This window comes from Clostridium nitrophenolicum (assembly GCF_055391695.1).
In genome coordinates this window covers 2,820,803-2,833,140 of the sequence record NZ_AP042469.1, presented here as the reverse complement: position 1 = coordinate 2,833,140, position 12,338 = coordinate 2,820,803, and the positions used below count along the sequence as shown (strand labels likewise).

Sequence of the window (12,338 nt, the reverse complement as noted above, 5' to 3'; positions counted from 1 at the left end):
CATCTGAAGCTTAGCCGCGGTAGACATCGGAAAAGCCAGTGTTATTAAATATAAAAATAAATTGGATAAAACTCCTCAAATACTTAAATATCTATTATAATAGATATTAAGTTAATAAAAAGTTTAAAAATGGGGGAGAGAACAATGGCTGTAAAGGAATTATTATTATTAGGTAATGAAAAGCTCTATGAGGTATGTAAAGAAGTTTCAAAGGATGAGATTGGCAAAGCAAAACAAATAGTTGAAGATTTACATGATACAATGATGAATTTTAGAGAAAAATATGGTTTTGGAAGGGCAATAGCAGCACCACAGATAAATGAACTGTATAGAATAATTTATATGAATTTTGACAACAATTCTATTGCTTTTATAAATCCAAGACTTGAGTTTTTTGATAACGAAAAATTCGAAATGTGGGATGACTGCATGAGTTATCCTGGATTAGAGGTAAAATTATACAGATATAAAAAATGTAGAGTTTATTATAAAGATTTAGACTGGACTGATTGCAGCATAGAATTTGAAGGGGACTTAGCGGAATTAATACAGCATGAATACGATCATTTAGATGGCATATTAGCGGTACAGAGAGCAATTGACAATAAATCCCTTAGAATAAACAAAAATAAGTCAGGGTGTTTTTAGTATTCATGTAGGGGAGTGAATACACAAAAAGGACCAGGAATTAGTAAAAAGCAGTTTCAAGTATAGACTGATTAATTATGATTCTTATTTAAAATATAACTCTTATTTAAAATCGGAAAGCTGTTAGAATCATACAACTTTCCGATTTGTTTTTAATGCTAAATATCTTCTTCGCTAAGCGGATTAGAACGAACTGCTTCTCTTAACTTTTCATCATCAACGTGAGTATAAATCTGTGTAGTAGATACATTCTCATGGCCTAGTATCTTTTGAAGACTTCTTATATCTACATTTCCATACTTATACATAAGTGTAGCAGCGGTATGCCTTAATTTATGAGGAGTATATTTATCTGTATCTAAATCCGCTTTTCCGAGATATTTTTTAAGCATTAATTCTACAGATCTTTTATTTATTCTAATGTTATTTTTACTTATAAAAAGAGCATCCTTATCCTTAATCTTATCGTAATCTTGATCTCTAACCATTAAATAGTTACGTATAGCCTTCATGCAGGCGCTATTTAAATATACAGTTCTTTCTTTATTGCCTTTTCCTATAACCGTCAAAGTATCTCCTTTGATTCTAGAAATATCTATACCGCATAATTCCGAAAGTCTTAAACCGCAGTTTAAAAACAATGTTATTATGCAGTAATCTCTTTCTCTATATTTTCCGTCTATAGAGTTTAAAAGAGCTTTACTTTCCTCTAATGTAAGGTAAATAGGATTTCTCTTACTTATCTTAGGTGATTCTAACTCCAAAGCCGGGTTTTCATCTATAATTTTTGCTTTGCCATGGAGGTACTTAAAGAAAGATTTTAATGTAGCCACCTTTCTAGCTCTGGCATAGCTGCCGTTGCTTCTGTAATTCTCTGCGAAGGATATAAACGCGAATAAATCGCTAAGCTTTATCCTTTTGATGAAGTTATCGTCTATATCATTTATTTGTATAGTTTCAAAGTCTTGATTGTTCGCAACTCTTCCTCTATACAGTTTTAGAAATCTAAAAAACATAATGAGATCAACTTTATATCCATCTATAGTATTTTTAGATTTACCACGAATAGTGCCTAAGTAATTTAAAAAGTCATTTAAACACTCAGGAATATCTGGGTCGTAAATATGATTTAAGTCGTAATGCATTTTGGTCCATTCCCCCTCTATTTTTTGACTCAACTTCGCTAAATGTGTATTTAGCGAATATAGTATTCTACAAAATAGCGTAAAAATCCTGCTAATTTATAATAATTTATTAGATATATCAATAAAAATCTTTATAATTAAATAATCTCTTAACTTTAGATATATCAGCATTTGTATAAAGTATAATTTAAACCCAACAATTATTATAATATATTAGAATTTATATTTAATATAATTATACACTAAATTCTTTGTATATAATTGTAAAATCTATTCCTTATATTTCTACATCTGAATTTCAATTGATAATATTCTCAATTAGCATGAAATTTATATCCGTGATAATTTTAATTCATTTTATTATTTCTCAACCTTCATTTTTTAAAATTACATTTTGTGGTAATTTAGTGGATATTTATTAATTTATCAATTCAACACACCTGGTGATAACTTTGTGGATTCAATTTTCATCCATTTCCCCTACTCTTCCCCATGCGGGAGGTTATGAGGGATAAAATGTAAATTCATGGTGACTTTTATACTTATCAATGTCGTAAAATAATATACATTTATTTATAAAAATACAAAATAAAAAATCTTCAATCGTATTTTTGTACAATTGAAGATTTTTAAAAATTATTTTTTTAATATAATTCGTTTTCCTATTATTGGTTTTTAAGCTCATCCATTACACTAAAAAGTTCTTTATCTGTAAGCTGAGGAAAATTTTCATAATACATTCCCACAGCATAAAATTCACTAGGTACCACCAAACATATTACCTCATCAACAATTTTGCTAAAACTCTCAACAGTTTCATCAGGAGCAACAGGGACTGCTATTATAATTTTTCTTGCTTGCAGCTTTTTTATAGACTCTATAGCTGCAAGTAAAGTAAAGCCAGTAGCTATACCATCATCAATTACAATTACAACCTTGTTCTTTACATCTGGTGGATCCTCATCATCTCTATACTCTCTTAGCCTTCGTTTAATTTCTTTTAATTCTGATGTTACTTTATTTTTTACATATTCCTCCGGTATGTTAAAATATTGTACTATTTTCTCATCTAGAACATAAGTTCCATCTATAGATACTGCACCTATTGCCACTTCCTCATTATGTGGAGCACCGATTTTTCGTGGAGTAATCAAATCCCATTTAAAATTAAACTTTTTTATTGTGTTATATGCTGTTTCAACTCCACCTCTTGGTATTGCTAGAACAACTACATCTTCACCTTTAAACTTTTCTAATTTTTCAGCAAGCTTCTCTCCGGCATCATATCTATTCAAAAACATAGTATCACTCTTTTCTAAATAAGTATCTAGTATAAGTTTAACTAAATATGCTGTATTTATTCTTATTTCATATAATATAATCTCATTGCTTTTAATAGAATAAATAGTCTCTTACAGTTATTAAGATTCTATACTGAAATTACTTATTACAATATGGTAAAAGAGATTTAACATGTTTATTTTCTTCCTCTATTAAAATAGTTAGTATTTTATAACTGTCCTTTTCGGTGTCATTAGCCTTTTTAACCAATTTTCCTCTTAAGTTTATAAGTAGTGCTGCATTTTCTTTTTCAAAGTTTACTATAAATCCTATTAATTCTTTAATGTTTTTCAGATTAGGCATGTCTATCTTACTTTTGAATTGAGCAATAGCTTGAGATATTTTATCATAAGTAAAAATATCTATTTCCACGTTATCCTCATCAGTTATACCGTTGTTCATCTGATCGAAATACGCTACGTGCCTCCCCTCCTCTCTGGCCATTACCTTACACAATATCTTAAAACTATCATAATTTTTGTTATCTATATTTGAGATATTGGAGTATAACTTTGACATCTCCTTCTCTATATCTATCAATTTGTCCAAAACATCCTTTATCGTATAACTCATTTTATTACCTCCTATATATTTGATAATTCATTTATAAATACACCTATTGGATATATTTTATCATACATTCTTAATTATTTTTAAATAATTTATTTTAATAGTTTACATAATAATTAATATGTTACTTATAATATAAGCAAATTTTTAAAAAATGAATAATATTTATGTAATAAGGTAAAATATACAAATGTGATCATGTTATTTAAATTTTTTATTTGTATTAAAGGAGATTTTTAAATGAAAGTTGGAATACCTAAAGGATTATTGTATTATAAGTACTATCCCTTCATGGAAACCTTTTTTACAGAGCTCGGAGCAGAGATTATTACCTCTCCAGAAACAAATAAAGAGATATTGGATATGGGAGTAAAATATTGTATAGATGAAGCTTGCTTACCTGTAAAGGTTTTTCATGGTCATGTTGCATATATTAAAGATAAATGCGACATAATCTTTATTCCACGTATTATGCAAATAAGTGCAAATGAATATATTTGCCCTAAGTTTTGTGGTCTTCCAGAAATGGTGATAAATAATATACCTGATATGCCTCAGACTATTACCTCCCCCATTTATGCATTCTCTAAGAAAAGTTTAAGAAGCTGGGTTAGAAATACAGGTACTATATTTACTAAGAACTATTTAAAAATAGGTAAAGCATATGAGGCTGCTCTAGAAGCTCAAAAGTGTTATAAGAGCGGTATAAAAAATGATAACTTTAAATTAAATGTGGCTTTAGTAGGTCATCCCTATAATGTTTATGATAAATTCATAAATATGGATGTGATTAAAAAACTTAATAATTTAGGCATTGGCGTGATAACTGAAGAGAATATAGAAAGCAATTATATACAAGATCAAATTAATTCGCTTTTCAAAAGACCTTTTTGGACTTTTGCTAAAAACTCTTATGGTTTTTCTACTTATTTGGCTGAGAATAATAAAATAGATGGAATAGTGTATATATCTTCCTTTGCTTGTGGAATAGACTCTGTAGTTATAGAGCTTATAAAAGATAAATTAGATGATTTTCCACTGCTAATCTTAAAAATCGATGAACATACTGGCGAAGCAGGCTTTGATACAAGATTAGAAGCCTTTTCTGATATGCTTGAAAGGAGATGTGTTACATATGAAAATAACCTTTCCTCATCTTGGTAACACCTACTTTGCTGCAAAAGCTTTATTTGATGGCTTAGGAGTAGAATATGTTATACCTCCCTTAAGCAATAAAGCTGCCCTGGAAGTAGGATCACTATATTCCCCGGAGGAAATATGCTTACCTTTTAAAATAATGATAGGTAATTATATTGAAAGTATTAAACAAGGTGCAGATACTATATTACTTGTAGGAAGTTGTGGTCCCTGCAGATTTGGAGAATATTGTGAGCTTCAGATGAATTTGTTAAAAAAGTTAGGCCATAATCTGGAATTTATTGTACTTGATAACCCTAGAGACATAGGTTTGAAAGAGCTTTTTAATCGGATAAGTTCAATTTCGAAAAACAGTAGTAAATCAAAAAAAGATCAACTTAAAGCTGTGTATTATGCAATAAAAATTATAAATTTAATAGACGAAATAGAAAGCACAGCTCACTATCTTGCTGGATACGAAGTAAATAAAGGGCAGTGTAAGATGCTTTTAAATCAGTGTAAAACTGAAGCAATAAAACAAAACACGCCAGAACAAATGTTCGAACACCTGAAAAAGTATAAAAACTTACTAGAAACTGTACATATTGACAAGAAAAAAAATCCTATTAAGATTGCTATTATAGGTGAAATATATACTGTCATCGAACCTTTCTCTAGTCTATACATTGAAGATAAATTAATGGACTACGGAATTTCAACAAAAAGACATCTTACCCCTAGTTGGTGGGTTAAAAATATGACTCTAACTAAACTAAATTTAAATTCTTTAGATATACGAAAAGCCTCAAAGGAATATCTTCCATTATATATTGGTGGCCACGCAAGAGAGTGCATTGGAGAAGCTGTGCTGGCAAAAGAGCAAAATTTTGATGGAGCAATTCAGATATTCCCTATGGGATGTATGCCTGAAATTGTCTCAAAAGCTATACTTCCAACAATATCTAGAGATAAAGATTTTCCAATACTAACTCTAGTTGTAGATGAGATGACTGGCGAGGCAGGCTATATAACCAGAATAGAGGCATTCTTAGATTTGCTTGAAAGGAGAAAAAAAAATGTATTATATGGGAGTTGATGTTGGTTCTGTCAGTACCGACATTGTGCTTGTAGACAATAACATGAATGTTGTAGAATCGCTGTATTTGAGAACTAAAGGTAGACCAATTAACGCGATTCAAGAAGGATTTAAATTCTTAAAAAACAAATACGATGCAAAGCAAATAAAAGCTGTTGGAACAACTGGCAGTGGAAGGCAGATTGCATCATTTTTAATTGGCGGCGATGTGGTTAAAAATGAAATAACAGCTCATGCAGTGGCTTCACTTCAAACTAATAAAAACTTAAGAACTATTATTGAAATTGGAGGCCAAGATTCAAAAATAATAATTTTGAACAATGGAATTGTAACAGATTTTGCAATGAACACTGTGTGTGCCGCTGGAACTGGTTCATTTCTTGATAGGCAGGCAGAAAGACTAGATATTCCTATTGAGGAATTCGGAGACTACGCCCTTCAATCTAATAATTCCGTAAGAATAGCAGGAAGATGTGCTGTTTTTGCAGAGTCTGATATGATACATAAACAACAGCTTGGATATAGCGAAAAAGATATCATTAAAGGTCTTTGCGATGCTTTAGTTAGAAATTATCTTAATAACGTAGCTAAAGGAAAAGAAATTAAGTCTGAAATTTTCTTCCAAGGAGGAGTAGCTGCAAATATAGGTATGAAAGCCGCTTTTGAAGAAGCATTGGGATGTGAAGTTACAGTTCCAAAAAACTATAAAGTCATGGGTTCAATAGGAGCTTCAATTTTGGCAAGAGAGTATTTAGAAAAGACTGGAGAAAAAACTAAGTTTAAAGGATTTGATTTAGCTGATATGGAATTTGTCTCAAGAAGCTTTGAATGTAAAGGTTGCACCAATGGATGTGAGGTAGTAAAGATATTAGGAAGCGAAACAGTTGTAGGCTACTTTGGTGACAGATGTGGTAAATGGAGTGGCAGCGTATTAGCTGTATAAAATTCATTTAAATGCTTTTCTATGAATCTTAGAAAAGCATTATAAAATCTTACAACTTAAATTGGTGAAAAGCTTAAATAACTTTTCACCAACAACCTATAACTATAAGCATATTCCGAGGAGTAACTTAACTTTTGAACTTTGAACTCTATGGTACTACTTATCCTTTACAGGGCTTATAAAGGAACAAGGAACATCTACTAAACATTTGCCACAAACATCTGAAACCCCAATATTTGAGTAAAGATTATCATTATGTAAGCACATTTCATAGCATTTTTTTCTATCAAAACGATCCTCTTTTAATGCATCATTTACACATCTTTTTACACACTTCTTACATGTATTATTAGCTTTATATAAGCAATGTTCCTTTATTCTTTTGTCAGAGGGCTCCAAAATTAAGTTTGTAACTACACTTGCAAATCTTCCACAGCATCCCCTTTCTGTAATAAGCATATTATTTAAACCAAAGGTTCCTAAACCTGAAATAAAAGCTACATGTCTTTGAGACCAATCACTTATTAATTTGTCTGTATCGAAATTATAAGCTAATGGAACCGCACTGCAGTGATGCCCCTTTTGTTCTAAATTGATCTTAATATAATTGTTTAAATTAGCCATCATTTCATTCGTTTCAACATAAGCAACTGCCCAAGCTTCAGAGCTTTTCTTACCTTCTATATTGCTATATGCTATAGAGTTATCAAAGGGTATAAAGTAACAAATAACTGTTTTTGCGTCTTCTAAAAAATCCTTTGGAATCATATGTGAAGGTGATACTATATTTTTTAAATTAGTAAACTCTTCATTATCTGCATTTGCAAAAGCCACCAGAGGCTCTCTATATTTAGTTTCAACAGATTTTATATCTCCATAATTGTTAACATAATTTTTTATAAGCTCTTCAATATATTTTTTCACTTATATCCCCCACCCTTTTATGCTATATTTAGTTTTATAACTTTAAGATTTACCTTTTATTTCTTATCTATATACTGCTATAAATCATTATTACATATTATTAATTAATTTTCTATCATTTTGAAATGCAAAAATTATTATATTACTAGATTATATAGAGTTATCTTGAAAAGGAATGAGATAAACAGAGTACGGGGAAGTATTAGAGTGACTAGTCATCGGAAAACTATGAATAATTTAAATTACACTATGTAATAATAAAAATAGAATCTGCTTAAAATTTCATATAGCAATTATTGAGAAAGGGTGTTGTCGATTGAATATTGACGAATCTTTAGTATGTTCAAAATGTAATAGTACTCACTTTGATATAAAGCGTGAAGCCACTTATGTCTATACTTATAAATTAAATACACTAGATACAGTTTTAAATAGCAAAAATGAATCTGCACTACCTTTTTTATTTGATAATAGAGAGCAAACCTGTTCAAATGAATATTTAGAATGCGAAGAATGTGGAGCTCGTTATCCTTGCCCATTCTTTAATGACAATCAAAGAATTAACCTTACTATTTTGCAGAAAGCTATAAGAGCTGATCATAAAGAGGAGCCTGACTTTTTTGGATAAATGATATACTTTTACTTTATAAAAAGCATACTAATTAGCAATTATTTAGTATGCTTTTCCTCTATTCTTCAATGTTTAATATAATTATAAACAAAACTCTTAGCTTAAGGTGGAGCTTGTCTACGACCATTGATCATTGATAAAAAATTCTTTTCCTAGATCTCTAGAAAATTGTAATATATTTTTCTTATGTACTTAATTTCAATGTTGTTATTGTATTATTAAATTTTTATCTTTCATGATTTTTGTATTTGTAAGTTGCTTTATACTTTATTAGTTTACATAATATTTAATATGTTACTATAAAACCCTTCAAGCAGTCAATTAAGTAATTTTCAAAAGTAGATGAGTAATATCTTAACATTTACTTAAAAAATTATATATATTATCATAAATCAAAATTAACAGACACACAATATAATAAATATAATAACATTTATTATCCACTATTGCGATCCAGCTTTAAAAATAAATCTGAAGGGGGATATTTTATGAAAAGTATCACATATGGAGATGTATCTTTTAAAGCAATGAGTCAAATTATTAAAAATTATATTCAAAGCGATAGAAACTTCAAATACAAAATATCTATAGGAACAGATTCTCAAAATTTTGATGTAACTAAAGTTGTCGTTGTAGTGGCAGTTTGGAAAGTTGGAAATGGAGGTATATTCTTTTACGATATTAAACATGTAGATAAAATATCCAATTTACAGCAAAAAATTTTTTATGAAACCAGTTTGAGTATTGAGCTAGCTCAAAGGTTATCAGAAAAATTTGATAAAGAAGATTTTAAATGTGATATGAGTATACATGTTGACATAGGTGACGATGGTTTAACATCAAAGATGATACCAGAGATACTAGGTTGGGTTAAAAGTTGTGGATTTGATTGTAATGTTAAGCCATATTCATATGCAGCTTCTAGCATTGCAAATAAGTACTCAAAATAACTATTTAATAAATTACTAAATGGCAGCTTAGTTATCGATAGCTTGCTGCCATTTAATTTTACTATTAACATAATATTTAATAATGCTTAATACACTTTCGCATATTATTTTGTAAAAAAGCAACCTTCTAAAGTATTTTTAGAAGGTTGCTTGCCGCTATTTAATACAAATTACCAATAGATAGTTTCCTTTAATTCTGCTTTAGACCCTAAATTTACATCTTTCAATGCCCATTTTTTAAATTCCTGGAAACCTGTCCTATCAACAATATATCCTATGTGTTCCTTTCCTCCTGGTGCCTCTTTATCTATATATTCTTTTATATAATCATAAGTGTTAAGAATTATTTTTATAATGCTTTCCTCATCTACCCATTTAATAAAATCTTGAGCAAGCCTTGGATTTTTCTTTCCTGTTCTACCCATTATCACTAACTTGTAGTATTTTTCCCTACTTCTTGTCCAAGCTCCAGTTGGACACTTTCCAATACATTCTCCACAGCCTATACATTTATCATGATCTCTTATCACTTTGAAATTCTCAAAACTTAGTGCTCCTGTGGCTCTCTTTTCACAGTTAGTTACACAAGCCTTACAGCCTATACATCTATAGCTTTCATATTGAGGCTCTGTCATTCCAATAATTCCAAAGTCGTGCATTCTAGATTTTATACAGTCATTTGGACATCCAGTAAGAGCTATTTTTACATGAAAATCATTAGGGAATATAGCCTTCTCTATCCTCTTTGCAAAAGAAGTAGTATCGTAATTACCAAAAGGACAAACTCTATTTCCTACACATGCAGACACATTTCTTGTACCTGCCGCTGGATATCCGGTTTTAGGATTAATCTGATTTATTTCTAACCCTTCTATAACTGGTTGAATTATTTCATTTATCTCCGGAATATGCTTCATATCTATTCCAGGTATCTCAAAGCCTTGCCTTGTAGTTATATGCACTGTTCCATTTCCAAATTCCTCTGCTACTTTTTGAAGAATTGCAAAATGCTTTGCCTCCATATGACCACCAGGAACTCTTATCCTTATAGCGGTTTTTCCTCTTTCCTTTGTTACTCTAAAGGCATTCTTTTTAAGAACTTTTGTATTGATATCCATAACGCTCCCCCCTTTAATCAATCAAACTCTTAGCTGCAACGTAATTAAATACTGGACCTTCTAAACAGATATATGTGTCATCTATTTTGCAATGCCCACATTTTCCAACACCACAACACATTTTTCTTTCGTATGACACCCATATATTTTCCTCTTTTATTCCTTTTTTAATAAATTCCGCTACGGTAAACTTCATCATTATAGGTGGTCCAACTACTATAACTTGTGCACTATCTATGCTATCGATCTTTAAATCCTTTACATAGTTAGTTATCAAGCCTACATTTCCTGTATAAACTTCTTCTCCTTTGTCTACAGTTAAAATAGTGTTAATATTTTCACTCCATCTTTGTATATCATCTTTAAATAATATATCTTGTGGAGATTTAAATCCCATAAGAACATTAAATTTCTTCACTTCATTTATATGCTCACTAAAATAATCTATTATACCTTTGACAGGAGCTAGTCCTGTTCCTCCAGCAGCTATAATAAGTTCCTTACCTTTATATTCATTTATATCAAATCCATTTCCATAAGGTCCTCTTATAAAAAGCTTGTCTCCTGGAAAAAATGTATGGATTACATCCGTAACTACACCTACACGTCTTATAGTTAAATCTACGTATCCATCACCAATGCCACATACGGATATAGGCGCTTCTCCGTATTTGGGTACAGAAACTTCAAAGAATTGTCCCGGCTTTACTTCACCTCTATATTCCATTCTAAAGGTATAATCTATATCTGTATGAGAAGTTATGCTAATTATTTTACTAAGTGTCGGTAAATATATATTTTCCATTTATTCCACCTCTTCCATTGCCTTATTTAACTTATTGACACAATTTGAAAAAGATATATATTCGGGACAAATGTCGTCACATCTTCCACAGCCTACACACATATGATAGCCAAATCTTTTATTAAAATCATAAACCTTATGCATCACCTTAAATCTCATTCTATCGCCTTTATCTTTTCTAAAGCTATGTCCCCCAGCCATATCTGTGTACCCATTTACTTGACAAGATGCCCACACTCTTCTTCTTTCGCCGGTATTCTTGTTATCTTTGTAGAATATATCCTGCATAGTAAAACACGTACATGTTCCACATACAGTATTACATCTTCCACAGGCTATACATCTTGATGAATATTCCTTCCATCCATCCCAATTGAATACTCTTTGGTCTAAATTCTCTGGTATATTTACTTCTATTTCATTAGAATCTATAAAGGTTGGTTTTACCGAAGCTTCTTCCATTCCTTTAAAGTATTCATCGAAGCTTTCATCCTTACATTCTATAGATACTTGTCCGTTACTTTCTCTTACAAATAAATTATACTCATCTGTTATATTGCTGCCCATGCTCACACAAAAACAGTTTTCAAAACTATTTTCACATTCCATAAGCACAAATTTTACTTTATCTCTTAATTTTCTATAATAAGAGTCTTCATAACCATTATTTAAATAAATTTGATCTAATCTTTTTATAGCGTGTATATCACAACTTCTTAAGAAGATTAAAATTTTTTTATCCTCTACTTTAGGTTCTGTTACACTGTCTTCTGTAAAATAGAATAAGGTTTGAGTAATTGGAAGAATAATTTCTTTTGGTGAGAACTGTGATTTTTCGTTAAAGACTATCTGATCAATACTTGTAACTTGACCATATCTTATTGTATCTGTATCTGAAAATGTTCCTTTTCCTTCTAGAAGTACTGGTGCATATATTTTATATTCCTGCCCTATCTTTTCTAGAAAATCATTAAACTTACTGTGGTTCATTGTAAAACCCATGTTAACCCTCCTTATGCTTATACAGCCA

At 30.3% G+C, this 12,338-nt stretch carries 13 protein-coding genes; 6 read left to right on the top strand and 7 right to left on the bottom strand.

The window, feature by feature from the left end; genetic code table 11:
• The first annotated feature begins 144 nt into the window (after nt 1-144).
• Nucleotides 145-648 (top strand): peptide deformylase, encoded by a 504-nt coding sequence (locus ACZ5N4_RS13380; protein WP_464210684.1) that lies wholly within the window; start codon nt 145-147, stop codon nt 646-648.
• A gap of 158 nt (nt 649-806) precedes the next feature.
• Here the strand turns inward: ACZ5N4_RS13380 and ACZ5N4_RS13375 are convergent, their stop codons facing one another.
• From ACZ5N4_RS13375 to ACZ5N4_RS13365, 3 genes are all read right to left on the bottom strand, one after another.
• Nucleotides 807-1,793, bottom strand: a complete 987-nt coding sequence (locus ACZ5N4_RS13375; protein ID WP_464210682.1) for a tyrosine recombinase XerC — start codon at nt 1,791-1,793, stop codon at nt 807-809.
• A gap of 665 nt (nt 1,794-2,458) precedes the next feature.
• On the bottom strand, nt 2,459-3,094 hold the full coding sequence (locus ACZ5N4_RS13370; RefSeq protein ID WP_464210680.1) for a phosphoribosyltransferase: 636 nt from the start codon (nt 3,092-3,094) through the stop codon (nt 2,459-2,461).
• A 139-nt stretch (nt 3,095-3,233) separates the two neighbouring features.
• Nucleotides 3,234-3,707 carry a ferritin family protein gene (locus ACZ5N4_RS13365; protein WP_464210678.1) on the bottom strand — a complete coding sequence of 158 codons (474 nt, stop codon included), beginning with the start codon at nt 3,705-3,707 and terminating at the stop codon, nt 3,234-3,236.
• Between the two features lie 237 nt (nt 3,708-3,944).
• Here ACZ5N4_RS13365 and ACZ5N4_RS13360 point away from each other — a divergent pair, with 237 nt between their 5' ends.
• From ACZ5N4_RS13360 to ACZ5N4_RS13350, 3 genes are read left to right on the top strand one after another with little or no spacing between them, the layout of a single operon-like run.
• On the top strand, nt 3,945-4,868 hold the full coding sequence (locus ACZ5N4_RS13360; protein ID WP_464210676.1) for an acyl-CoA dehydratase activase-related protein: 924 nt from the start codon (nt 3,945-3,947) through the stop codon (nt 4,866-4,868).
• Nucleotides 4,840-5,937 carry an acyl-CoA dehydratase activase-related protein gene (locus ACZ5N4_RS13355; RefSeq protein WP_464210674.1) on the top strand — a complete coding sequence of 366 codons (1,098 nt, stop codon included), beginning with the start codon at nt 4,840-4,842 and terminating at the stop codon, nt 5,935-5,937. The genes ACZ5N4_RS13360 and ACZ5N4_RS13355 overlap by 29 nt, the downstream gene beginning before the upstream one ends.
• Nucleotides 5,918-6,880, top strand: a complete 963-nt coding sequence (locus ACZ5N4_RS13350; protein WP_464210673.1) for an acyl-CoA dehydratase activase — start codon at nt 5,918-5,920, stop codon at nt 6,878-6,880. Before ACZ5N4_RS13355 ends, ACZ5N4_RS13350 begins: the two co-directional genes overlap by 20 nt.
• 156 nt (nt 6,881-7,036) lie before the next feature.
• On the opposite strand, the gene ACZ5N4_RS13345 is transcribed toward ACZ5N4_RS13350, so the two are convergent.
• Nucleotides 7,037-7,804: an epoxyqueuosine reductase gene (locus ACZ5N4_RS13345; RefSeq protein WP_464210671.1), complete on the bottom strand. Its 768-nt coding sequence runs from the start codon at nt 7,802-7,804 to the stop codon at nt 7,037-7,039.
• A 316-nt stretch (nt 7,805-8,120) separates the two neighbouring features.
• On the opposite strand from ACZ5N4_RS13345, the gene ACZ5N4_RS13340 reads away from it, so the two are divergent.
• Nucleotides 8,121-8,432, top strand: a complete 312-nt coding sequence (locus ACZ5N4_RS13340) for a hypothetical protein (RefSeq protein WP_464210670.1) — start codon at nt 8,121-8,123, stop codon at nt 8,430-8,432.
• A gap of 491 nt (nt 8,433-8,923) precedes the next feature.
• The gene (locus tag ACZ5N4_RS13335; RefSeq protein WP_464210668.1) at nt 8,924-9,385 is read left to right on the top strand and encodes a ribonuclease H-like YkuK family protein; all 462 of its coding nucleotides are present in this window, start codon (nt 8,924-8,926) and stop codon (nt 9,383-9,385) included.
• Between the two features lie 170 nt (nt 9,386-9,555).
• On the opposite strand, the gene asrC is transcribed toward ACZ5N4_RS13335, so the two are convergent.
• Genes asrC through asrA form a run of 3 tightly spaced genes read right to left on the bottom strand, consistent with a single transcriptional unit; the run spans nt 9,556 to nt 12,310 of the window.
• A complete protein-coding gene (gene asrC / locus ACZ5N4_RS13330) occupies nt 9,556-10,503 on the bottom strand; it encodes a sulfite reductase subunit C (RefSeq protein WP_464210666.1) in 948 nt (315 codons plus the stop codon).
• A 13-nt stretch (nt 10,504-10,516) separates the two neighbouring features.
• On the bottom strand, nt 10,517-11,308 hold the full coding sequence (gene asrB, locus ACZ5N4_RS13325; protein ID WP_464210664.1) for an anaerobic sulfite reductase subunit AsrB: 792 nt from the start codon (nt 11,306-11,308) through the stop codon (nt 10,517-10,519).
• A complete protein-coding gene (gene asrA / locus ACZ5N4_RS13320; RefSeq protein WP_464210662.1) occupies nt 11,309-12,310 on the bottom strand; it encodes an anaerobic sulfite reductase subunit AsrA in 1,002 nt (333 codons plus the stop codon).
• Nucleotides 12,311-12,338: the final 28 nt, after the last annotated feature.

Excerpts from the sequence above, each read along its gene's own strand:
- ACZ5N4_RS13380 (WP_464210684.1), top strand. The coding sequence starts at position 145 with ATGGCTGTAAAGGAATTATTATTATTAGGTAATGAAAAGCTCTATGAG.
- ACZ5N4_RS13375 (WP_464210682.1), bottom strand. The coding sequence starts at position 1,793 with ATGCATTACGACTTAAATCATATTTACGACCCAGATATTCCTGAGTGT.
- ACZ5N4_RS13370 (WP_464210680.1), bottom strand. The coding sequence starts at position 3,094 with ATGTTTTTGAATAGATATGATGCCGGAGAGAAGCTTGCTGAAAAATTA.
- ACZ5N4_RS13365 (WP_464210678.1), bottom strand. The coding sequence starts at position 3,707 with ATGAGTTATACGATAAAGGATGTTTTGGACAAATTGATAGATATAGAG.
- ACZ5N4_RS13360 (WP_464210676.1), top strand. The coding sequence starts at position 3,945 with ATGAAAGTTGGAATACCTAAAGGATTATTGTATTATAAGTACTATCCC.
- ACZ5N4_RS13355 (WP_464210674.1), top strand. The coding sequence starts at position 4,840 with ATGAAAATAACCTTTCCTCATCTTGGTAACACCTACTTTGCTGCAAAA.
- ACZ5N4_RS13350 (WP_464210673.1), top strand. The coding sequence starts at position 5,918 with ATGTATTATATGGGAGTTGATGTTGGTTCTGTCAGTACCGACATTGTG.
- ACZ5N4_RS13335 (WP_464210668.1), top strand. The coding sequence starts at position 8,924 with ATGAAAAGTATCACATATGGAGATGTATCTTTTAAAGCAATGAGTCAA.
- asrC (WP_464210666.1), bottom strand. The coding sequence starts at position 10,503 with ATGGATATCAATACAAAAGTTCTTAAAAAGAATGCCTTTAGAGTAACA.
- asrB (WP_464210664.1), bottom strand. The coding sequence starts at position 11,308 with ATGGAAAATATATATTTACCGACACTTAGTAAAATAATTAGCATAACT.
- asrA (WP_464210662.1), bottom strand. The coding sequence starts at position 12,310 with ATGGGTTTTACAATGAACCACAGTAAGTTTAATGATTTTCTAGAAAAG.